The sequence below is a fragment of the Pseudomonas shahriarae genome (genome assembly GCF_014268455.2).
GTDB lineage: Bacteria > Pseudomonadota > Gammaproteobacteria > Pseudomonadales > Pseudomonadaceae > Aquipseudomonas > Aquipseudomonas shahriarae.
The window spans coordinates 5,428,495-5,450,875 of sequence record NZ_CP077085.1 but is presented as its reverse complement, the minus strand read 5'-3'; the positions used below and the strand labels follow the sequence as shown (position 1 = coordinate 5,450,875).

Annotated in this window: 22 protein-coding genes; 13 read left to right on the top strand and 9 right to left on the bottom strand. The window is 62.7% G+C overall.

Annotated elements, in window-relative coordinates:
- The first annotated feature begins 32 nt into the window (after window positions 1-32).
- From HU773_RS24390 to HU773_RS24380, 3 genes are all read left to right on the top strand, one after another.
- Entirely contained in the window at window positions 33-1,682 is a 1,650-nt protein-coding gene (locus HU773_RS24390) for an acyl-CoA dehydrogenase family protein (protein WP_169989723.1), read from the top strand.
- A 208-nt stretch (window positions 1,683-1,890) separates the two neighbouring features.
- The gene (gene amn / locus HU773_RS24385; RefSeq protein ID WP_057960680.1) at window positions 1,891-3,354 is read left to right on the top strand and encodes an AMP nucleosidase; all 1,464 of its coding nucleotides are present in this window, start codon (window positions 1,891-1,893) and stop codon (window positions 3,352-3,354) included.
- Between the two features lie 70 nt (window positions 3,355-3,424).
- Window positions 3,425-4,060: a pseudouridine synthase gene (locus tag HU773_RS24380; protein ID WP_057960679.1), complete on the top strand. Its 636-nt coding sequence runs from the start codon at window positions 3,425-3,427 to the stop codon at window positions 4,058-4,060.
- On the opposite strand, the gene HU773_RS24375 is transcribed toward HU773_RS24380, so the two are convergent.
- Together HU773_RS24375 and HU773_RS24370 are read right to left on the bottom strand one after the other, a co-directional pair.
- Window positions 4,055-4,264 carry a DUF2788 domain-containing protein gene (locus HU773_RS24375; RefSeq protein ID WP_057439039.1) on the bottom strand — a complete coding sequence of 70 codons (210 nt, stop codon included), beginning with the start codon at window positions 4,262-4,264 and terminating at the stop codon, window positions 4,055-4,057. The genes HU773_RS24380 and HU773_RS24375 overlap by 6 nt on opposite strands.
- A 209-nt stretch (window positions 4,265-4,473) precedes the next feature.
- Entirely contained in the window at window positions 4,474-4,953 is a 480-nt protein-coding gene (locus tag HU773_RS24370; protein WP_003176264.1) for an Lrp/AsnC family transcriptional regulator, read from the bottom strand.
- A gap of 417 nt (window positions 4,954-5,370) precedes the next feature.
- Between HU773_RS24370 and HU773_RS24365 the strand changes: the two genes are divergently transcribed.
- A complete protein-coding gene (locus HU773_RS24365; RefSeq protein WP_057960678.1) occupies window positions 5,371-6,354 on the top strand; it encodes a DUF6515 family protein in 984 nt (327 codons plus the stop codon).
- Here HU773_RS24365 and HU773_RS24360 read toward each other — a convergent pair.
- Window positions 6,351-7,244, bottom strand: a complete 894-nt coding sequence (locus HU773_RS24360; RefSeq protein WP_057439024.1) for a cation diffusion facilitator family transporter — start codon at window positions 7,242-7,244, stop codon at window positions 6,351-6,353. The two genes, HU773_RS24365 and HU773_RS24360, sit on opposite strands and share 4 nt — an antisense overlap.
- 15 nt (window positions 7,245-7,259) lie before the next feature.
- Window positions 7,260-7,679, bottom strand: a complete 420-nt coding sequence (gene pmcY / locus HU773_RS24355) for a periplasmic Zn2+ metallochaperone PmcY (protein ID WP_057439025.1) — start codon at window positions 7,677-7,679, stop codon at window positions 7,260-7,262.
- 160 nt (window positions 7,680-7,839) lie between these two features.
- Between pmcY and hrpB the strand changes: the two genes are divergently transcribed.
- Entirely contained in the window at window positions 7,840-10,347 is a 2,508-nt protein-coding gene (gene hrpB, locus HU773_RS24350) for an ATP-dependent helicase HrpB (RefSeq protein WP_057960677.1), read from the top strand.
- A 142-nt stretch (window positions 10,348-10,489) separates the two neighbouring features.
- On the opposite strand, the gene HU773_RS24345 is transcribed toward hrpB, so the two are convergent.
- Window positions 10,490-11,578, bottom strand: coding sequence for an endonuclease/exonuclease/phosphatase family protein (locus HU773_RS24345; RefSeq protein WP_057960676.1), 1,089 nt, complete (start codon window positions 11,576-11,578; stop codon window positions 10,490-10,492).
- A gap of 72 nt (window positions 11,579-11,650) precedes the next feature.
- On the bottom strand, window positions 11,651-12,313 hold the full coding sequence (locus tag HU773_RS24340) for a YciC family protein (protein ID WP_057441178.1): 663 nt from the start codon (window positions 12,311-12,313) through the stop codon (window positions 11,651-11,653).
- Window positions 12,314-12,482: 169 nt separating this feature from the next.
- Between HU773_RS24340 and HU773_RS24335 the strand changes: the two genes are divergently transcribed.
- From HU773_RS24335 to HU773_RS24325, 3 genes are all read left to right on the top strand, one after another.
- Window positions 12,483-13,205 carry a DUF2076 domain-containing protein gene (locus tag HU773_RS24335; protein WP_057960675.1) on the top strand — a complete coding sequence of 241 codons (723 nt, stop codon included), beginning with the start codon at window positions 12,483-12,485 and terminating at the stop codon, window positions 13,203-13,205.
- Between the two features lie 120 nt (window positions 13,206-13,325).
- Window positions 13,326-13,802 carry an NYN domain-containing protein gene (locus HU773_RS24330; RefSeq protein WP_032861784.1) on the top strand — a complete coding sequence of 159 codons (477 nt, stop codon included), beginning with the start codon at window positions 13,326-13,328 and terminating at the stop codon, window positions 13,800-13,802.
- A 25-nt stretch (window positions 13,803-13,827) separates the two neighbouring features.
- Window positions 13,828-14,439, top strand: a complete 612-nt coding sequence (locus HU773_RS24325; RefSeq protein ID WP_057441176.1) for a 3'-5' exonuclease — start codon at window positions 13,828-13,830, stop codon at window positions 14,437-14,439.
- 423 nt (window positions 14,440-14,862) lie between these two features.
- Here HU773_RS24325 and HU773_RS24320 read toward each other — a convergent pair whose 3' ends face one another.
- Entirely contained in the window at window positions 14,863-15,321 is a 459-nt protein-coding gene (locus tag HU773_RS24320; protein ID WP_057958359.1) for an Lrp/AsnC family transcriptional regulator, read from the bottom strand.
- A gap of 160 nt (window positions 15,322-15,481) precedes the next feature.
- On the opposite strand from HU773_RS24320, the gene yedA reads away from it, so the two are divergent.
- Together yedA and rhlE1 are read left to right on the top strand one after the other, a co-directional pair.
- Window positions 15,482-16,378, top strand: coding sequence for a drug/metabolite exporter YedA (gene yedA, locus HU773_RS24315; RefSeq protein ID WP_057958360.1), 897 nt, complete (start codon window positions 15,482-15,484; stop codon window positions 16,376-16,378).
- 48 nt (window positions 16,379-16,426) lie between these two features.
- On the top strand, window positions 16,427-17,758 hold the full coding sequence (rhlE1, locus tag HU773_RS24310) for an RNA helicase RhlE1 (RefSeq protein WP_057958361.1): 1,332 nt from the start codon (window positions 16,427-16,429) through the stop codon (window positions 17,756-17,758).
- 118 nt (window positions 17,759-17,876) lie between these two features.
- On the opposite strand, the gene HU773_RS24305 is transcribed toward rhlE1, so the two are convergent.
- Window positions 17,877-19,112, bottom strand: a complete 1,236-nt coding sequence (locus HU773_RS24305; RefSeq protein ID WP_186625026.1) for a TIGR03862 family flavoprotein — start codon at window positions 19,110-19,112, stop codon at window positions 17,877-17,879.
- Between the two features lie 172 nt (window positions 19,113-19,284).
- Window positions 19,285-20,205, bottom strand: coding sequence for a histone deacetylase family protein (locus HU773_RS24300; protein WP_186625028.1), 921 nt, complete (start codon window positions 20,203-20,205; stop codon window positions 19,285-19,287).
- A 75-nt stretch (window positions 20,206-20,280) separates the two neighbouring features.
- Between HU773_RS24300 and HU773_RS24295 the strand changes: the two genes are divergently transcribed.
- The 3 genes from HU773_RS24295 (at window position 20,281) to HU773_RS24285 (ending at window position 22,375) form a co-directional block, all read left to right on the top strand.
- Complete coding sequence (locus HU773_RS24295) at window positions 20,281-20,850, top strand: GNAT family N-acetyltransferase (protein ID WP_057958363.1); 570 nt, start codon at window positions 20,281-20,283, stop codon at window positions 20,848-20,850.
- A gap of 71 nt (window positions 20,851-20,921) precedes the next feature.
- On the top strand, window positions 20,922-21,791 hold the full coding sequence (gene tesB, locus HU773_RS24290) for an acyl-CoA thioesterase II (RefSeq protein WP_057441166.1): 870 nt from the start codon (window positions 20,922-20,924) through the stop codon (window positions 21,789-21,791).
- Entirely contained in the window at window positions 21,788-22,375 is a 588-nt protein-coding gene (locus HU773_RS24285) for an HAD family hydrolase (protein WP_057958364.1), read from the top strand. Before tesB ends, HU773_RS24285 begins: the two co-directional genes overlap by 4 nt.
- The last annotated feature ends 6 nt before the right edge of the window (window positions 22,376-22,381 follow it).

Below are 22,381 nucleotides of genomic sequence, written 5' to 3'. Positions count from 1 at the left end.
AATCAACGCGGCCTTTTATCAGGAGGCCCGTCATGAATCTGCACCAGTTCGCCGAAACCCACGACGTTACCAACCAGCCACCGTCACTCGATGGCGCCAATTTGTATCGCCTCGACCTGCCCTTGCAGGAGTGGTCGCGGCGCTTTGGGGCAGGCTGGGCCGAGGCCCGCATCGACGCCTACGGCGCCTTGGCGGGTGGGCCACTGATGGCGGCGGGGTTCCTGGCGAATCAGAACAAGCCGGTGTTCAACAGCCATGATCGCTATGGTCACCGCATTGATCTGGTGGAGTTTCATCCGGCCTATCACGAACTGATGCGCACCGCCGTCGAGCATGGCCTGCCTTCGCTGCCCTGGGCCCATCCCCAGGCGGGTGCCCATGTCGCCCGCGCGGCCATGACCTACCTGCATAGCCAGGCCGAAGCTGGCACGGGGTGCCCGCTGACCATGACCTTCGCCTGCGTGCCGGCCCTGCGCCTGCAGCCGGATCTGGCTGACACCTGGCTGCCGAAAATCCTCAACACTGAATACGACCCGCGCAATGTCGGCATCGCCCATAAAGCCGGCGCAACCATCGGCATGGCCATGACCGAGAAACAGGGCGGCACCGATGTCCGGGCCAATACCACCCGCGCCTACCCCGTGGGCGCCGGCGGCCCAGGCCAACCCTATGAGCTGGTGGGCCATAAGTGGTTCTGTTCGGCGCCGATGTGCGACGCCTTCCTGACCCTGGCTCAGACTGACAAGGGTTTGACCTGTTTCCTACTGCCCCGGCAGCGCCCGGACGATACGCGTAACCAGTTCTATATCCAGCGCCTTAAAAACAAACTCGGCAACTGCTCCAACGCCTCCAGCGAAGTCGAATTCCGCGGCGCCCTGGCGTGGATGGTCGGCGAAGAAGGCCGTGGCGTACCGACCATTATCGAGATGGTGGCCATGACCCGTTTCGACTGCATGGTTGGCTCCAGTTCCTTGATGCGCCAGGCGCTGACCCAGGCCAGCCATCATTGCGCCCATCGTTTGGTTGGTGGCCGCGTGCTCAGTGAACAGCCGTTGATGCAGAACGTGCTGGCGGACCTGGCCCTGGAAAGTGAAGCGGCCCTGGCCTTGAGCCTGCGTATGGGCCGGGCGCTGGACCATCTGGCCGATGAGCAGGAAGCCAAGTTCGCGCGGCTGGTGACGGCGGTGGGCAAGTATTGGATCTGCAAGCGTGCGCCGGCGATGATCAACGAAGCCGCCGAATGCATGGGCGGCGCCGGCTATGTCGAGGACAGCATCCTGCCGCGCCTGTACCGTGAGGCGCCGGTCAATTCGACGTGGGAAGGTTCCGGCAACGTGCAATGCCTGGACGTGCTGCGGGCCTTGTCGAAAGAGCCCGGTGTGCTGGAGACATTGTTTGTCGAACTGGGCGATGGGCATGGCGATAAACGCCTGGCCCGACATATCGAGCAATTGAAGTCGGCGTTTATGGACACCCAGGATATCCAGTACCGGGCGCGGCAGTTGACCGAGGATATTGCCGTGGCCCTGCAGGCCAAATTGCTGCTGGAGGCGGGCAATGCCAGTGTCAGCGATGGGTTTATAGCCAGCCGCTTGGGCGAGTCGTCGGGGCGGGTATATGGCACCTTGCCACGAGGCGTGGATGTGCAGGCCATCGTCACCCGCTCAACTCCGTCTCTCTGAATAAAACCGGTAAAAAATCTGGGAGCTGGCTTGCCTGCGATGGCAGCGGGTCAGCCACCTCTATATTGGCTGACCCGCTGCCATCGCAGGCAAGCCAGCTCCTACAGCGGTTGCATTGATCTTCAGTGGGCATTCCAATTCAGAGTTTGCGTCTGGCAGCGATGCAGGCAAGATGACCTCCTGCATGTAAGAAAACAGGAAGCCTACCGTGACCGAAGCTTTTGTTGTCGTTCAAACCGCCGAAGAGGCCGTGGACCGGCTGGCGGCTCTGCATGAGCGTGCTACCGGCGCGCTCAACCAGGCCCTCAAGCAATACCTCAAGGATCGCGTCGAGCCCGACGCCGCACAGCGTGCTCTGTTTCGCTATCCGGAACTGCGCCTGACCTACCACTGCCACGGCGAAGTCCCACAGACCACCCGCGCGTATGCCAAGGTGCAGTTGCCGGGCACTTACAGCGTCACCGTCACCCATCCGTCAGCGTTTCGCAAATACCTGCTGGAACAACTGGTGCCGCTGATGCACGACTTCACCGTGACGGTGGAAGTGGGCGTCAGCCAGCAGAACATCCCTTATCCGTACGTGGTCGAGCAGGGCGATGAACTGGCCGGCTCCGGTGTAACGGCCGCGACCCTGGCACGGGTGTTCCCCAGCACCGACCTGTCTGCCGCCACCGATGGCATCGCCGATGGCCTGTATGACTGGGAAAACACCGACCCACTGCCCCTGGCACTGTTCGATGCGGCCCGCGTGGACTTTTCCCTGCGTCGCCTGGTGCACTACACCGGCAGCGACTGGCGCCATGTGCAGCCATGGATTCTGCTGACCAACTACCACCGCTATGTCGACCAGTTCATCGTCCATGGCTTGGAACAGTTGCGCAGCGACCCACGCTTTATCCGCATGGTGTTGCCGGGCAATGTGATCATCGAAAAAGGCATGGACCATGGTGAAGCGTCTGCCATCGCCGCAGGCGTGGTCTGGCACCGTTATCAGATGCCGGCCTACCACTTGCAGGCCAGTGACGGTCACGGCGTGACCCTGGTCAACATCGGTGTCGGCCCGTCCAACGCCAAGAACATCACCGACCACCTGGCGGTGTTGCGTCCCCATTGCTGGCTGATGATTGGCCACTGTGGTGGCCTGCGCCAATCCCAGACCATCGGTGACTATGTGCTGGCCCACGCTTATATGCGGCGCGACGGCATTCTCGACCGCGTGGTGCCGCCGAACATTCCGATCCCGGCCCTGGCCGAAGTGCAGATGGCATTGCAACAAGCGGCGGCTAACGTCACGGGCGAGAAGGGCGAGCAACTGAAAAAGCGCCTGCGCACCGGTACCGTGTTGACCTACGACGATCGCAACTGGGAACTGCGCTGGGCCCAGGAGCGGCCGCTGATCAACCTGTCCCGCGCCGTGGCCGTGGATATGGAGAGCGGCACCATCGCCGCGCAAGGCTACCGTTTGCGGGTGCCTTACGGCACATTGCTGTGCGTGTCGGATAAGCCGTTGCACAGTGAAATCAAGTTGCCAGGTTCGGCCAACGCGTTCTATGAACGGGCTGTGAGCCAGCACTTGAAGATCGGTATCGAGGCAGTGGACTTGTTGCGCACCGAGCTCAACTCGTTGCACTCGCGCAAGCTGCGCAGCTTTGACGAGCCGCCGTTCCGCTAAATAGCGGGGTGGTTATTTAACGGTCAGGCCACTAGCATGGTCGGTCCTGACCGTTAGATGTTCCATTGCCATGTCCCGTCCTGCCCGCCCTGACTCGCGCCGCCCTGGCGTGAAACCTCCCCATGCCGCTGCTCGCCGTGTCGCCAAGGCGCCGCCGGCCGAGCCGAAGCTGATCCTGTTCAATAAACCTTTTGATGTGCTGACCCAGTTCAGTGACGAAGGCGGTCGCGCCACGCTCAAGGATTTTATTGATATCCCGGGCATCTACCCGGCTGGGCGCCTGGACCGGGACAGTGAAGGCCTGTTGCTGCTGACCAACGATGGCCAGTTACAGGCGCGGATTGCCGACCCCAAGCACAAACTGGCGAAAACCTATTGGGTGCAGGTGGAGGGCGAGCCCACCGAGGAGCATCTGCAACGTCTGCGCGCCGGTGTGGAGTTGAACGATGGCATGACCTTGCCGGCTGAAGCCCGGCGACTGGACGAGCCGGTACTCTGGCCGCGCAACCCGCCGGTACGTTTTCGTAAAAACATCCCGACCTATTGGCTGGAGCTGGTGATTCGCGAGGGGCGCAACCGTCAAGTACGGCGCATGACCGCCGCCGTGGGCTTGCCGACCTTGCGTCTGGTGCGGGTGAAAATCGGCGACTGGTCGATTGAAGGCCTGGGCCAAGGCCAGTACCGCGAAGTGCCGGCGCGCTTATAAAGCCCCGGACTCAATCAGGCCGATCACCACGCTCTTGATGATAAACGCGGCCACGCCCAGGCCCAGCACGAAGAACAGAATCAGCGAGCCAAAGCGCCCGGCCTTGGATTTCTTCGCCAGGTCCCAGACGATAAAGCCCATGAAAATGATCAGGATGGTGACCAGGCCGGTCATCATCCACTCTTCAAACAGCACGGGGTCAATCGAATTCATTGGGCAGTTTCCGACAAAGGCAGGCGCGGAGTATAAGGCAAGGGGGCAGGTTCAAAGTTGACCTGCGTCGGTGCGTCGCACCCTGATGTCATTGCCTGAACATGGGCAAAAAGTGGCAGCTGGCTTGCCTGCGATAGCGGTGTGCCTGCAAGACCGCTATCGCGGGCAAGCCCGCTCCCACATGGGATGGGTGGGGCGTCTTAGGTCCGCAGGTGAGTCAACGGTAACTCCGTGCTGTTGAGCACCTGGTTCAGCACAAAGCTGGAGCGCACGCTGGTCACGCCCTCAATCCGGGTCAGGTGCCCCAGCAGCAGTTTTTGATAGTGGTCCATATCCGGCACCACCACCTTCAGCTGATAGTCGGCATCCATCCCGGTGACCAGGCTGCATTCCAACACTTGCGGCAAGGTGCGGATCGCCGCTTCAAAGTTCTCGAAACGTTCGGGCGTGTGTCGGTCCATGCCGATCAACACGTAGGCCGTGAGGCTCAGGCCCAGCATCTTGCGGTCGAGCAGGGCGACCTGGCGTGAGATGTAGCCGTCGTCCTCCAATTGCTTGACCCGGCGTGAGCAGGGTGACGGTGACAGGCCGATCCGCTCGGCCAGCTCCTGGTTGGAGATCCTCGCGTCGCGCTGTAATTCCGCCAAAATACTCAGGTCGTATCGGTCAAGTTTGCTCATGGGGCTGGCCTTTGTCGTAACTATTGCTGCGAATTATCTATCCAGGGTTAAAAATTGCGCAAGCACTGTTTATTGACGCAATCTTCGCAATCATCTGTCGGGCCCTCACGCCTATGATTACCAACAGAATCACTGCCCGGACATAGAGTCCACAGCAGCCCGCCCAATCAGGCCGGCTGCGGCCCGCCAACCCCACCGGGTTGTGCCGGCCCCCGGGCTGCACACTGTCCACAAGACGGCGTGAGGTGAGCCAACGTCATAAGCGTTGAGCCAGGACGAAGTTCTCAAGGGGCGACCGACGGGTCGCCCCTTTTCTTTTGCCGGCGAAAATTGTGCTGGTGACTGATAACCTGTCGCAGAACCGGGCCCGGCTTTTCCAGTCTCATGCACAGGCCCTAATCCGCAGTGAGGAATAGCATGAAGCGCATCTGGCGTTTGGCAGGTGTAGGTGTGTTGATGGTCACCTTGGGCACGCAGGTGATGGCCGACGAACGAGACAACGCACCCCGCCAGGGGCAAGGCCCGCAGGGCGGTGGTGGACCGCATGAGCGGGGGCCGGAACACAGCCAGCCGCGCCCGCAAAACCAACCGGTAGAGCGCGCCGGCCAGAACGGCCAGTGGCAGGCTCGCCCTCAAGGTAATGAAGCGCCGCGCCCGGCACCGCAGGCGGGGAGCAATCTGCCGATCCAGGGCCGGCCCGATTCCGTGGGCCAGACCCAGGAGCCGCGCCAGGGCAACTACCGTGACATTCCCCGGCGCAATGATGGCAACCCGCATTGGCAAACCGGTGGCCCTGGCTCGCGGCCTGGCTACAACGGCCACCCCAATGATAACCGCTGGCCAGGCCGCCCCGACGGCCATGGCAACGGCTGGGGCCCCGGCCCGCAGTATCGGCCCGGCTACACGGTGGACCGCTTCCCCGACCGCAATTACCGTGTGCCCTATCGCGGCCAGGATTACTTTTTCTCGGGCGGCTATTGGTACCGGCCCCAGGGCCCGCGCTACGTCGTAGTCACGCCACCCTATGGGATCCGCGTGCATTACCTGCCGGACTATGCGCGGGAAGTGTGGGTCGGCAGTGCGCTGTTTTTCCTCGCCGCTGGCGCCTATTACAGCTACGAGACCAGCACCCAGCAGTACGTGGTGGTGCAACCGCCGGTGGCCATGCCGCCGCAGCCGACGCCCCAGGGCAACGGGTATGACGTGGTGGCCTATCCCGCCAATGGCCAATCTCCCGCCCAGGTGCAGCAGGACGGTTACGATTGCTATCGCTGGGCGGTGCAGCAAAGCGGCTTCGACCCCCAGACCGTCACCTACGCGCCTGCGCCGGCGGTGGTGCAAACCTACCGCCAGGCCCAGGGCAACTGCCTGAGCAGTCGCGGGTACCAGGTGACCTACTAGGCCTTGCTGCCCGTGACCACTTCCTGCGGGTCGGCGTGCACCAGCACCTCGGCCCGTGGGTAGGCCTGATGGATGGCATCGGCGGCCTGGTCGCTGATGCCATGGGCTACCGACAAGCTCAACTCCCCCGGCAACTCCAGATGCAACTGCACAAACCAGTGGTTGCCGGAAATCCGCGTGCGCAAATCATGGGCACCCAGTACGCCGGGCACGCTACAGGCCAGTTCCAGCATGTGCTGGCTGACGTCTGCCGGCAGTTCTTCGTCCATCAGCACGGCAAAGCTTTCCCGGGCGATCTGGATCGCGCTCCACAAGATGTACAGGGCGATCGCCAGGCCAAACCAGGCATCGACCTGATGCCAGCCGAAGGCCGCCAGCACCAGCGCCAATAGAATGCTGCCATTGAGCAGCAAGTCGGAACGGTAGTGCAGCGAGTCGGCGCGCACCGCGTTCGAGCCGGTTTCGCGGATCACCCGGTGTTGCACGGCCAGCAGCGCCACGGTCAGCACCAGCGACATCACAATCACTGCAATACTCAGCCAGGGCGCGCCCACGGGTTCCGGGTGCTGCAGGCGTTGGTACGCCTGGAAGGCGATCAATACCGCGCTGCCGGCGATAAACAGCGCCTGGGCCATGCCCGCCAGGGATTCCGCCTTGCCATGTCCGTAGCGGTGATCATCATCCGCCGGGCGCAGCGCGTAGTGCACCGCCAGCAGGTTGAGCAGTGACGTCACGCCGTCGAGCAGCGAATCGGTCAGCCCGGCCAACATGCTCACCGAACCACTGAACCACCAGGCGATGGCTTTGCCGATAATCAGAATACTGGCCACGCCGACCGAGGCGCGGGTGGCCAGGCGCAATAGCCGGGCGTGTTCGGTGCTGGTGTTCATGGGGCAATCAGGTCCTTACGCAGCAGGTTGCAGGCCGAGGGACGCGAGTTGTTGCACGCTGCCCTTGAACTGGATCAGGCGCGGGTCGTCCAGCGGCAGGTTGCGGCCGGTTTCGTGCTCGATGATGGTTTGCAGCTTGGTGTTATCCACCTTGCCGTCGGCGCCGATGGCTTCTTGCAGTTTTTCGGGGGCCACTTGTGCGGTTTTGCCGGGCTCGAAGTAAATTGCGCCGGTGGCGAAGTCCACGCCAAAGGCGATCAGGCCGGGGATCACATAAAACAGCAGGCCGACCGCGTCGAGCACGGCAATTGCCGGGTCGATCTTGCCGTCGATCTGGCCACGGCGATCAGGATAGAAAATCGAACCGCAGGCCGTCAGCTGGCTCAACAGGGTGACGGCCAGAACACCGCCGATGACACGGGAAGCAATACGCATGAGACTCTCCTGAACACTTGTAGGGTGTGACTATAAAGCAGATCTACCAGGTGCCACCCCTCTAATGTGGGAGCCCTTCCAAAGGGACATGGCCGCGCCTGAGAGAGCACCGATATCCAGCCGTTCGCCGTTATACTCGCCGCTCTGCTTTGGAGCCAGTATGAATTCGTTGCCAATCGATGATGTTTTACCCGCCTTGCGTGAAGCCTTGGCGACGCGCCATGAAGCCGTGCTCGAAGCACCGCCCGGCGCCGGTAAGACCACGCGGGTGCCGTTGGCGCTGTTGCACGAAACCTGGCTGGCCGGGCAAACCATCCTGATGCTTGAGCCCCGCCGGCTCGCCGCCCGCGCCGCAGCCGAACGCCTGGCCAGTGAGCTGGGGGAAAAGGTCGGGGAAACCGTCGGCTACCGGATCCGCCTGGACAGCAAGGTCGGCCCCAACACCCGTATTGAAGTGGTCACCGAAGGCATCCTCACCCGGCGCCTGCAGGATGACCCGGCACTGGATGGCGTGGGTCTGCTGATCTTCGACGAATTCCACGAGCGTAGCCTCGACGCCGACCTGGCGCTGGCCCTGAGCCTCAATGGCCGCGAGCTGTTTCGCGATGAACAACCGCTGAAAATCCTGCTGATGTCCGCCACCCTTGAAGGTGAACGCCTGTCGGGGCTGCTCGACGACGCGCCGATCCTGCGCAGTGAAGGGCGCATGTACCCGGTGCAGATGCGCTGGGGGCGGCCGTTCCAGCCTGGGGAATTTATCGAGCCGCGGTTGGTGCAGACCATTCTTGAAGCCCTGCACGACGAAACCGGCAGCGTGCTGGTGTTCCTGCCGGGGCAGGCGGAGATTCGCCGGGTCCATCAACAGTTGGCGGATGCCCTCGGTGAGCGCGGCGATGTGCTGCTGTGCCCGCTGCATGGCGAGCTTGACCTGGCAGCGCAGCGAGCGGCCATCGACCCGGCGCCGGCGGGCAAGCGCAAGGTGGTACTGGCCACTAACATTGCCGAGACCAGCCTGACCATCAATGGCGTGCGGGTGGTGATCGACGCCGGGCTGGCGCGGGTTCCGCGTTTCGACCCCGGCAGCGGCATGAGCCGTCTCGACACCCAGCGCATCTCCCGCGCCAGCGCCACCCAGCGTGCCGGCCGGGCCGGGCGGCTGGAGCCGGGCGTGTGCTATCGGTTGTGGTCCGAGGACCAGCATGAAGGGCTGGCGGCCTATGGCAGCGCGGAAATTCTCTCGGCAGACCTGGCCGGCCTGGCCCTGCAACTGGCGCGCTGGGGCGTGACGCCAGCACAATTGGTGTGGCTCGATGTGCCACCCACTGCCGCTTATGCCCAGGCCCAGGACTTGCTCGAACGCCTGGGGGCGCTCAAGGACGCGACCTTGACCCCCCACGGACAGAAAATGGCCAGCCTGCCGGCGCACCCGCGTATCGCCCATTTGTTGTTGCGCGGCCAGGACTTGGGGCTGGCGAACATGGCGTGTGATGTCGCCGCGCTGCTGGGCGAGCGCGACATCTTGCGCGGTGCCGGTGCGGATGTGCACAGTCGCCTGGCCTTGTTGTCCGGCGAGGAACGCGCCCGTGGTACTCAAGGCGGCGTACAGCGGGCCCGGCAATTGGCCCGGCAATATCGCGGCTATCTAAGAGGCAAGGCCGAACAGCCGGTGGCTGATCCCGATCACCCGCGCTGGCTGGGGGCGCTGCTGGCGCTGGCCTACCCGGACCGGGTGGCCCAACAACGCCGTGCGGGCGGTGCCGAATATCGTCTGGCCAATGGGCGCGCCGCGCTGTTTGCCGAAGCTGACAGCCTGATGAAGCAGCCGTGGCTGGTCATCGCCGACCTGGGCAGCCGCCAGGGCCAGCGTGAAGAGCGGATTTACCTGGCTGCAGACTTCGACCCGACGCTGTTCGACTCGGTATTGGCCGAACAGGTGCGCTCTTTCGACCAGCTGGATTGGGACGAGCGCGAAGGCGTGTTGCGTGCCGAACGCCAGCGCAAGGTCGGTGAACTGGTACTCAGCCGCGAGCCGCTGACCGGCCTGGACGAGTCCGCCCGCAGCCAGGCGCTTGTCAACCTGGTGCGGCGCAAAGGCCTGGAACTGCTGCCCTGGACCCCGGAGCTGCGCCAGTGGCAGGCCCGTGTCATGCTGCTGCGCCAACTGGACTCCGGCAAGCCCGGCGAATGGCCCGACGTCAGTGACAGCGCGTTGCTCGCCAGCCTGGAACATTGGCTGATGCCGTACCTGGGCAAGGTCTCGCGCTTGAGCCATTTCGCCAACCTGGATCTTTCCAGCTTCCTGCATAACCTGCTGCCCTGGCCGCTGCCCCAGCGCCTGGACGAACTGGCGCCCCATCATTTGAAGGTGCCTTCGGGCTCATCGGTGCGCCTGGACTATAGCGAGCATCCGCCGATTCTCGCGGTGCGCCTGCAGGAACTGTTTGGCCTGGCCGATACCCCGCGCATCGCCGGTGGACGGCAGGTGGTGAAGTTGCACTTGTTATCGCCAGCGCGGCGTCCGGTGCAGGTGACCCAGGATCTGGCGAACTTCTGGCGCAGTACCTACGCCGAGGTGAAGAAGGATCTGAAGGGGCGGTATCCCAAGCATTACTGGCCCGATGACCCGTTGGTGGCAGAAGCGACCGCGCGGATCAAGCCGCGCAAGTAATCGTGCTTAATATCTGAATGTAGGAGCTGGCTGGCCTGCGATAGCGATCTGTCCGCCAGAACCTGGCCAACTGACCCAGCGCTATCGCAGGCAAGCCAGCTCCTACACCAACCCTATTCCACATCGGGTTGTGTGCTGTGGGCTATTGCGCGGCGGGCAGCAGGAACCGTGCAATCACCGGCAAATGATTGGAGATACGCAATGTATCGTCCTGCCGCACCCGCGCTTCAACCTTCTTCAGCCTCGGGCTATAGAACAGATAATCCACCGTACGGTCCGGCCCATCGAGGCCCGGGTCATTGGGGAAGTGGGTCAGCCACTGGTCGCGGTCGATCCCGCTGGATTGACTGTTGCTGGGGACCATCGGGTATTTGTCCCACAACAGATGCAGCTCACTGTCCGGCGAATACTGCCCGCGTCTGTCGGCGTCCAGGCGCAGGAACTGCCCCAGGGGCAACAGATTGAAATCCCCGCCAATCAGCCACGGCGTGCCCCGGCTTTCGAATTTATCCAGCAGCTTGATGGTCGCCTCGACCTGCTCGCGCACCGCGCTGTGGCCGGGTGCGGCGTTGTCCAGGCGGGTGTTGAGCACCGCCAGTTGGCCGCCGTCGCTCAACGGCAGGTAACTGAGCAGCAGCGCGGGCTTGGGTTGGAACTGACGGCTGATCAGGTTGGCCGGGGCCACCGGCAGTTGCAGGCGTTCGGCATGTTCGATCTGGTAGCGGCTGAGGGTCACCAGCTTGCGGCCGACACTGCCGAAGATATGCCGGTCGGGCACAAAGTCGGCTTTCCAGTCGAAGGCCTCGACGCTGCACGGGTAGAGGTCCACCAGTCGCTCCTGAAGCAGCGCCAGTTGGTCCTGGTAGTGGGATGGCTTGGCGCCTTCGTCCAGTTCCTGCAGCAACAGTACGTCCGGTTGCTCGTCACGGATCACCCGCGCCACTTCGTCCAGGCTGGAGGCCATGTCTTCAGGGGTGGGGCGCTCGTCCGGGCCACTGCCGTCGGGGGTGTCGTACCAGAACACATAGTTCTTGCCCGCCAGGTATTGCACGTTCCAGGTCATCACCTTGAGTGCCTGGCCGGGCAGCAGCGTCGGCGCACGCGGGGCCACGCAGCTGACGGGTAGGGTCTGTTTGTCGGCGGGGCGCCAGGTCAGGCTGTAGATCAGGGCCGTCAGCAAGCCTGCGAGGATCAGCAGGCCTACCAGGGTTTTACGCAGTAAACGGGTCATCGGCTCGCCTTATGGCGCTGCGGGACAGGCCCCGAGCATACCCGACCGGTGGCCGGGAGCCCAGGGAGCACGTTAGCGAGCGTCGGCATCACCGGCGATCAGCATGAACAGGCGGAACAGCACTACGCTGGTAAACAGCTGCAAGAAGCTATGGGCACTGTCGATCAGCACCGCCAGCAGCGGGTTCTGCGGGTCGGGCCAGGCTGCGACGCTGGCACCCTTGAGCAGCCACAGTGGGGTCATCACGCACAACAGGCAGACCAGGATGCGCAGAAAATGCCCACGGGTCAGACGGAAACTTTCCTTCATCGCCGCCAGCGCGGGCATCCCGCGCAGCACCAGCAAGTACTCGGCGAAGGCCAGGGTGACCATCAGCCACAGCCCCGGCAGGAAATACAACGACAGCCCCAGCAGGATCAGCAGGGTGCTCATGGCCGTCAGCAACGCGTAGCGTGGCCACAAGGTCAGCGCCATGGCCAGCACGGCGGCGGTGCGCGGCGACTCGCCACGGCTGCGGGCGTCGAGAAACAGGATCAGGGCGGCGGTGTACAGCGGATACACCAGCAAACCCACGATCATGCTGTAGCCGGTAAACGCCTCCGGGCCCAGGGTGCGATCGAGCACTTGTTGCAGCACGGCCTCGAGGATCACCAAGGGCAGGCACAACTGCACGATGGCGCCCAGGTTGCGCTGGAAAAAGTAGAAAGAGTCGCGCAGAACGGTCAACGGATTCATCAAAGTCATCACAGGCGGAAAAAGCAGCGGACACTTTAACCGATCACCGACAAACGTAAACCTTGGGTAAAGATCATTGAAACGCTGCGGGCCAGCCCCATTACTGGTGGCGTACCTTGCCCATTGCGGGCGGGACGCAGATTTTTACCGGCAATCTAACGAGGTCGCCATGAACAGCGAAGAGCAAACCCTGATCGACGGACTGTTTTCACGGTTGCAGCAAGCCGAAACGGACTCAGCCCCCCGCGACGCCCAGGCAGAAGCGCGGATCAAGGAGCACATCACTCGCCAACCGGCCGCCGGGTATTTCATGACCCAGGCGATTCTGGTGCAGGAAGCCGCGATCAAAAGCCTGGATGCGCAGAACAAGCAGCAGGCGCAACAGATCCAGCAATTGCAGGATGAACTGCAACGGGCCAAGACAACGCAGCCGGCCACCAGCGGTGGTGGGTTCCTGTCGAGCATCTTTGGCGGCAGCTCCCGCGAGCCGCAGCCTGCGCCGAGCGCGCCGGCCTCTGGCGCGGGTGGTTGGCGCGAGCCGACTCGGCCCGGCTTCAGCGCGCCGACGCCGCAACAGAGCTTTGGCATCCAGCAACAGAACTATCAGCAACCCCAGCAGGCGGCGCCCGCAGGTGGTGGTTTTCTTGGTGGCGCCCTGAAAACCGCCGCCGGGGTGGCCGGGGGTGTGATGCTGGCCCAAGGCATCAGCAGCCTGTTCAGCCACAACCAGCAGCCGCAGGTGGTGGAAGAGATCGTTCGCGAAGAGCCGGCGCCTGCCAGTGACAACGGCGGCTGGGGCAATGACGAGCAGCGTTTCGCTGACAATGACAGCGCCGACAGCGGTTATGCCGACGATTCTTCCTTCTTTGGCGACGACGACTCCTTCGTCTGACACCCACTGAACCGGGGCGCGCTGTCGCCCCGGTCTGATTTTTCTCGGAAACCTCCTCTTGGCTGGCATACTGGCGACCTTTGCGGGCCATCACGTCCGCCAGTGCGATGAGGATATACGGTGAAAAAAATTGCAGTGTTCGCCGATGTGCAGAACCTCTATTACACCGTGCGCCAGGCCTATGGCTGCCACTTCAACTACGCCGCCCTGTGGGCCGATATCAGCCAGCGCGGGCAGATCGTCGAGGCGTACGCCTATGCCATCGACCGTGGCGACAGCAAGCAGCAGCAATTCCAGCAGATCCTGCGCAACCTGGGCTTTACCGTGAAGCTCAAGCCGTACATCCAGCGCAGCGATGGCTCGGCCAAGGGCGACTGGGACGTGGGCATCACCATCGACATCATGGACGCCGCCGCCCATGTCGACGAAGTGGTGCTGGCCTCGGGTGATGGCGATTTCGATATGTTGCTCGACCGCATCATCCATAAACATGGCGTCGAAGCCGTGGCCTACGGCGTGCCGGGGCTGACGGCCAATTCGTTGATCCGCGCGGCCAGTCGCTACGTGCCTATCGAAGGCGCGTTGTTGCTCAAATAGATTTTCAGATGGGGTTGGAACAGGTTTGGAACGTATAGCGGTCATCGACTTTGAAACCACCGGCATCTCGCCGAGCAGCAGTTGCCGGGCCACGGAAATCGCCGTGGTCATCCTGGAGCAGGGCCAGATCGTGGACCGCTACCAGAGCCTGATGAACGCCGGTGTGCGCGTGCCGGGGTTTATCGAGCAGCTGACCGGCATCAGCAATGCCATGCTGCGCAGCGCGCCGCCGGCCGAGCGGGTGATGAACGAGGTCAATGAATTTGTTGGCACCACGCCGCTACTGGCGCACAACGCCGCGTTCGACCAGAAGTTCTGGGACTTCGAACTGGGCCTGATCCGCCGCACCCGCCTGCAAAAATTCGCCTGCTCGCTGCTCCTGGCCCGCCGGCTGATGCCCACGGCGCCCAACCACAAACTCGGCACCCTGACGTCTTATGCGCAATTGCCCCACACCGGCAAGGCTCACCGGGCGATGGCGGATGCTGAAATGGCGGCCAACCTCACCGCCCACCTGGCCCAGGAACTGCGCCGCACCCACGGCTTGCGCGAGTTGACCCATGATCTGCTGTGCAGCCTGCAAAAAGTGCCGGCAGCGAAGATCAATGACCATCTGAAGAAACATCGCGGGTTCTGATCCCGATTCTCAGAACGATAAAGAGCAAAATGTGGGCGTCGGGTGTGGGTAGGCCAGTTGGTGTATTCGTGGCTGATACACCGCTATCGCAGGCAAGCCAGCTCCCACATGGGATCGCATCCAGCCCAAGCAATCGGGTTAGCTGTGGGGCCGGGTGTGCTCGCGATGGTGGTGTGTCAGTTGAGATATTTTGGCCTGATACACCGCTATCGCAGGCAAGCCAGCTCCCACATGGGATCGCATCCAGCCCGGGCAATCGGGTTAGCTGTGGGGCCGGGTGTGCTCGCGATGGTGGTGTGTCAGTTGAGATATTTTGGCCTGATACACCGCTATCGCAGGCAAGCCAGCTCCCACATGGGATCGCATCCAGTCCGGGCAATCGGGTCAACTGTGGGAGCCGGGCTTGCCCGCGATAGCGCTCGCTCAGGCGCCGCCATTCTTTCCCTCCAAATACCCCAACGGCAACCGCCGCTCTACGGCGCTCGACAAGATGATCGAGGTTTTGCTGAACCCGAATTTCGCCACCCTGTTGATCAGGCTTTCCAGTTCCGGCATCGAACCCACCGCCGCCTGCATGATCACGCACGGGTCGCCGGTGACCCGATGGCATTCGGTCAGTTCGGGGATTTCTGCCAGCGCGTCGTAGACTTTCTGGCTGCCGTTTTTGGTCAAGCGCAGTTCAATCGTGCACTGGATCGGCAGGCCGATCTTGGACAGGTCGACCTTGGCCTGGTAACCGGTGATCACTCCGCTGGCCTCCAGCTTGGCCACGCGTTCAGCCACGGCGGGGGCGGAGAGGTTTACGGTGCGGGCCAGTTGCGCGTAAGTGGCGCGCCCATCCTTGAGCAGGGCGCTGAGAAGCATGCGATCGTATTTGTCCATGAATAAGGCTCTGGCAATGGCGGGCTTTCGAATACAAGGCTTATAGCCCTGATAACCATGATTTGAAAAGTGTATGGGCGCTTTAAACAGGTTTTGTAACTTATGTTTACTGGTGTGGATTTCTAAAATAACGATCCCTTGTCCTGCTGCAGAGCTGCCCATGCCTGGCCCACGTCGTTTTCCCTTACCGTTGATCGCAGCTTTTTTTGCGCTGTATGTGATTTGGGGGTCTACCTACCTGGTGATCCGTATTGGCGTGGAGTACTGGCCGCCGCTGATGTTGGCGGGGATTCGCTTCTGTACTGCGGGGGCGCTGATGTATGGCTACCTGCGCTGGCGCGGGGTGCCGGCACCGACCTGGGCGCAGTGGAAGGCCGCGGGCATGATCGGCATCTTGCTGCTGACCTTCGGTAATGGCGCAGTGAGTGTGGCTGAACACAGCGGCGTGACTTCCGGTGTCGCTGCGCTGGCCGTGGCGACGGTGCCGTTGTTTACCTTGCTCTGTGGATATTTCTGGGGCGCGCGTAATACCCGTCTGGAGTGGGCCGGGGTGATTCTGGGGATGATCGGCATTGCCATGCTCAATATGGGCTCCAACCTGCAATCGAGCCCGTTGGGCGCGGGGCTGCTGTTGTTTGCCGCCGCTTCCTGGGCTTTTGGTTCGGTATGGAGCCGGCACTTGCCGTTGCCCCAGGGCGCCATGGCCAGCGCCGCCGAAATGCTGATCGCCGGGGTGGTGCTGTTGATCGGCAGTGCACTCAAGGGCGAGCACCTGCAAGCGATGCCCCCGGTGGAAGGCTGGCTGGCCCTGGCTTACCTGACCGTCTTTGGCTCGATCATCGCCTTCAACGCTTATATGTACCTGCTCAAGCACGTGCGTCCGGCAGCGGCCACCAGCTATGCCTACGTCAACCCGGCGGTGGCGGTGTTGCTGGGCATCGTGTTTGTCGGCGAGACCATTGGCCTGGAAGAAGCCCTGGCGATGTTGGTGATTATCAGCGCCGTGTTGTTGATCAGCCTGCCCCAGTGGCGCAAGCCGAAGCCGGAAATAAGGTAAACTGCCGCGCATTACGCCCTTGCGCTGAATTTTTCCTACGGTAAACACATGACTTTCGCCACACTTGGCCTGATCGAACCCTTGCTGCGCGCCCTTGAGGCGCTTGGCTACCAGACCCCGACGCCGGTGCAGGCGCAAGCCATTCCGGCGGTGCTGGCCGGTCGCGACCTGATGGCTGCGGCCCAGACCGGCACCGGCAAGACCGCCGGCTTCGCCGTGCCGCTCCTGCAACGGTTGACCATGGAAGGGCCAAAAGTCACCGCCAACTCGGTGCGTGCGCTGATCCTGTGCCCGACCCGCGAGCTGGCCGAGCAGGTTCACGCCAGCGTCGCCCAGTACGCCGAGCACCTGCCGTTGACCACCTACGCGGTATATGGCGGCGTCAGCATCAACCCGCAAATGATGAAGCTGCGCAAGGGTGTCGACGTGCTGGTGGCCACCCCCGGCCGCCTGATCGACCTGTTCCGCCAGAACGCGCTGAAACTCAATCAGCTGCAAACCCTGGTGCTGGATGAAGCCGACCGCATGCTCGACCTGGGTTTTTCCGAAGAGCTGGCGAACATTTACCGCATGCTGCCGAAAAAGCGTCAGACCCTGCTGTTTTCTGCGACCTTCTCCGATGACATCCGCCTGCTGGCCGGGCAGATGCTTATTGACCCGCTGAGCATCGAAGTCAGCCCGCGCAACGTCGCTGCCAACACCGTCAAGCAATGGGTGGTGCCGGTGGACAAGAAGCGCAAGGCGGAGCTGTTTGTGCATCTGATGCGCAAGGGCAAGTGGAAGCAGGTGCTGGTGTTCGCCAAGACCCGCAACGGTGTGGATGCATTGGTAGACAAGCTACAAGGCCTGGGGATCAATGCCGACGGCATCCACGGCGACAAGCCACAAGCCACGCGCCAGCGGGCACTGGACCGTTTCAAGGCCAGCGAGGTGCAGATCCTGGTGGCCACCGATGTGGCGGCCCGTGGCCTGGATATCGAAGATTTGCCGATGGTGGTCAACTTTGACCTGCCCATCGTCGCCGAGGACTACATCCACCGTATCGGCCGTACCGGCCGGGCCGGCAACACCGGCGAGGCGATTTCCCTGGTGTGTGCCGATGAAGTGAACATGCTCTCGGCCATCGAGATGCTGACCCGCCAGACCCTGACCCGCAAAATGGAACAGGACTTCGAACCGGAGCACCGCGTGCCCGACACCGATGCCAGCGGGCAGGTGGTGAAGAAGCCGAAAAAACCGAAGAAGCCTAAGACGTCTGGGGGTGGCGGTAAGCGCAACCTGGGCAAGTGGGTGGAAAGCGGGGAAGTGGCGGCGGAACCGTCGATCAAGCCGGTGCGCAAAGTGCCTGTGTTTAATACCGGGCCGCGTAAGAAGAAGTAACTTCTTTGGCGTCTGTCAGGGCCTCATCGCAGGCCAGCAGCTCCCACATTTGAATGTGTTCACAGATCAAAATGTAGGAGCTGGCTTGCCTGCGATGGCGGACCTGAGCTGCCCGCAACTATCGGCGCTGGAGCCACTCCAGCATGCCACGCCCCGCCATCCGCCCACTGGCAAAACACCCCGTCAGTAAATACCCACCTGTCGGTGCCTCCCAGTCCAGCATCTCCCCGGCACAAAATACCCCCGGTAGCTGCGTGAGCATCAAGCGCTCATCCAGCGCTTCAAACGGTACGCCGCCGGCGGTGCTGATGGCTTCATCCATCGGCCGGGTTTTTACCAGCGTCAGTGGCAGTGCCTTGATATTCACAGCCAACTGCGCCGGATCATTGAAGTGACCTGTGGGCGCCAACTCGCGTAACAGCGCAGCCTTTACCCCATCCAGGCCCAACTGACTGTGCAAATGCTTGCTCATCGAGCGTGAGCCACGGGGCTTGGCCAATGCGGCCTGCACCTTGTCCAGCGGCTTGCCCGGCAGCAGGTCGATGTGCACGGTGGCTGAACCGTCGCGGTTGATCGCTTCGCGAATCGGCGCCGACAGCGCGTAGATCAGACTGCCCTCGATACCGGTTGCGGTGATCACGCATTCGCCCAGGCGGGGTTTGTCATCCGCCAACCCTATGGCGACGTTTTTCAGCGGCGCGCCGGCGAATTTGCTCACCATTAATTCGCTCCAGGCTGACACCTCGAAGCCGCAGTTGCTGGGCTGCAGCGGGGTGCAGGGCACGCCTTGGTCTTCCAGCAACTTGAGCCAGGCACCGTCCGAGCCCAGGCGCGACCAACTGCCGCCACCCAGGGCCAGCAGCACGGCATCGCTGTGGACAGTCTTCTCGCCCTCCGGGCTGTGGATAATTAAGCCGCCGTCGGCATTCCAGCCCAGCCAGCGATGCCGGGTGTGGATAACTACCCCCTGGTCGCGCAGGCGCTTGAGCCAGGCGCGCAGCAGGGGGGCGGCTTTCATGTCGGTAGGAAACACACGGCCGGAGCTGCCGACAAAGGTTTCGATGCCCAAGCCATGAATCCATTCGCACAACGCCTCGGCACCAAACTGGCCCAGCAAGGGGGCAATGTCCGACGCGCGTTCGGCGTAGCGTGAAAGAAATGCCGGGTAGGCTTCGGAGTGGGTGATATTCATGCCGCCCACGCCCGCCAGCAGGAACTTGCGCCCCACCGATGGCATGCCGTCATACAGGTCCACCCGGACCCCGGCCTGGCTCAGGACTTCGGCAGCCATCAGCCCGGCGGGGCCGCCGCCGATGATCGTGACGTGAAAAGGCTGGGCTGGGATCTGAGGCATGGGGGTGACTGCGGTTCGGCGAAGTAGGGCGAGCATTCTACCCGAGGACCGCGAAACTGCCTGATCAAAAAACGTACACCTTCCTACATGCTATGTGGTGCCTGCCTTACAGGCGGTTACGCTCAAGTTATCCACAGGCCGTTCCACAGGCATTGTGGGTAACGCCCAGGTTTCAATGACAACCTGATGACGTCCACACCCGCTGCGCACTGTGGTGCAGGATGCCGTGGCGCCGGGCCAGGGCGTGGCGGTCCTTGCTGTAGCCGCCACCGATCACGCCCACCACCGGGATATCGCGGCCCAGGCAATGGCGCATCAGGCTTTCGTCACGGGCGGCGACGCCTGCGTCTGTCAGCTTGAGGTAGCCGAGGGCGTCGTCCTTATGCACATCGACGCCCGCGTCATACAGCACCAGGTCGGGCTGATACAGCGGCAGCAGGTAGTTGAGGGCATCGTCCACCACCGTGAGGTAGTCGGCGTCGCCCATGCCCATGGGCAGCGGGATATCCCAGTCGCTGGCGGCCTTGCGCGCCGGGAAGTTCTTTTCGCAGTGCAGAGACACGGTAATGGCGTCCGGTGTGTCATGGAGGATGCGCGCGGTACCGTCGCCTTGGTGCACGTCACAGTCGAAGATCAGCACCCGATTGACTCGCCCACTGGCCAGTAGGAAATGGCTGATCACCGCCAGGTCATTGAAGATGCAAAAGCCCGCCGGGTAATCGTAATGGGCGTGGTGGGTGCCGCCCGCCAGGTGGCAGGCCAGGCCATGTTCCAGGGCCTGCTCGGCCGCCAGCAACGAGCCACCGACCGCGCGCACGGTGCGTCGGGCCAGGGCTTCGCTCCATGGCAGGCCCAGGCGCCGCTGGTCTTCGCGGGACAACTCACCGCTCATATAGCGTTCGATATAGCCAGGGTCATGGGCCAGGGCGAGCACTTGGGCCGGGCACAATTCGGGGCGCAGCAGTTGGCTGTCCTGGGTCAGGCCGCTGTCGACCAGGTGATCGCGCAGCAGCCGGAATTTATCCATGGGGAAGCGATGATCCGCCGGGAACTCGGGGCTGTAGTCGTCGTGGTAGATCAATGGCAAAGGCATGGCAATTTCTGACAGGAACCAGCGACGGATCTTAACAGCGCTGTACACTCACGCACATGGCAAGGGAGGGGAACGATGGAGCCGATACTGCAGTTGGAAAGCGCGCGCCTGGTGTTGCGCCAATGGCGCGACAGCGATTTGCCGGAGTTTGCCCGGATGTGCGCCGACCCGCAGGTGATGCGCTATTTCCCGGCACCCCTGGACCGCCTGGAAAGCGCGGCATTGATCGGGCGAATACGTGGGCATTTTGCCGAGTATGGGTTTGGTGCGTGGGCCCTGGAGCGTAAGGACAGCGGCGAATTTATCGGCCTGACGGGGTTGATGAATGTCGGCTTTGACGCCGACTTCACCCCGGCGGTGGAGATTGGCTGGCGCCTTGCCCGCGAGCACTGGGGCCTGGGTTTTGCCAGTGAAGCGGCCTGGACTGCATTGCGTTGTGGTTTTGACCGTTTGCAGTTGGAAGAAATAGTGGCCTTCACCACCGAGGCCAACCTGCCGTCGCAGAAAGTCATGCAGGCCATCGGTATGCATTACGATCCGGCGGCAGATTTTCAGCATCCCAGGCTCGCGGCGGACGATCCGCTGCGCCATCATGTGTTGTACCGCATCACCCGCGCCCAATGGTTGGATACGCTGCACGGATAGGCAGGCCGCCCGATGTTTTTACCCGCCGCAGCCAAGACTGCGCGGTTTTGCTTTGTGTGAGGAGAGTTTGAATGAGCCAAGTGTTGGAAGATCTGGTCGACTTGCTGACCCTGGAACCGATTGAAGAAAACCTCTTCCGCGGCCGCAGCCAGGACTTGGGTTTTCGCCAACTGTTCGGCGGCCAGGTTTTGGGCCAGTCGCTGTCGGCAGCCAGCCAGACCGTCGAAGAAGCGCGGCATGTGCATTCGTTGCACGGCTATTTCCTGCGCCCTGGCGACGCTGGGCTGCCAGTGGTCTATCAAGTGGACCGGGTGCGCGATGGTGGCAGCTTCAGCACGCGCCGGGTGACGGCGATCCAGAAGGGCAACCCGATCTTCACCTGCAGCGCCTCGTTCCAGTACGACGAAGAAGGCTTCGAGCACCAGACCACCATGCCGGTGGTGGTGGGCCCGGAGAACCTGCCGTCGGAGCTGGAACTGACCCGGCAGCGTGCGCACCTGATCCCCGAGACCATGCGCGAAAAACTGCTGTGCCCCAAGCCGATTGAAGTGCGCCCGGTGACCGAAAAAGATCCGTACAACCCGCAGCCGTCCGACCCGGTCAAGTATGTGTGGTTTCGCGCCGATGGCGCCCTGGCCGATTTGCCGGCGCTGCATAAATACCTGCTGGCCTACGCCTCGGACTTCGGCCTGCTGACCACCTCGTTGCTGCCCCATGGCAAGACCGTGTGGCAGAAGGACATGCAAGTGGCCAGTCTTGACCATGCGCTGTGGTTCCACGCTGACCTGCGTGCCGATGACTGGTTGCTGTACGCCATGGACAGCCCATGGGCCGGCAATTCCCGCGGGTTCTCCCGTGGCAGCGTGTATAACCGCGCGGGCCAACTGGTGGCCTCGGTGACCCAGGAAGGCCTGATTCGCCATCGCAAGGATTGGGCATGAGCCTCACGGACGTAAAACACTGGGTGTTCGACATGGACGGCACCCTCACGGTGGCCGTGCATGATTTTGCGGCGATCCGCGTGGCCCTGGATATTCCGCCTGCCGATGACATCCTCACCCACCTGGCTGCGTTGCCAGCAGCGGAGGCGGCGGCCAAGCATGCCTGGTTGCTGGAGCATGAGCGCGAACTGGCGCTGGGCTCGGTAGCGGCCACGGGCGCGGTGGAGTTGGTGCGCGACCTGGCAGCACGGGGCTGTCGCCTGGGGATCCTGACGCGCAACGCCCAGGAGCTGGCGCACATCACCTTGAAAGCCATCGGCCTGGCGGACTGTTTTGCCGTGGAAGATGTGCTGGGCCGCGACGACGCCCCGCCCAAGCCTGATCCCGGTGGCCTGTTGAAACTGGCCCAGGCCTGGGATGTGGCGCCGGCCGAGATGGTCATGGTGGGCGACTATCGCTTCGACCTGGATTGCGGCCGGGCGGCGGGGACGCGGACGGTGCTGGTCAACCTGCCCGAAAACCCATGGCCGGAACTGGCAGATTGGCATGCGCAAGACTGCGCGGCATTGCGCCAGATGATCTAGCCCAGG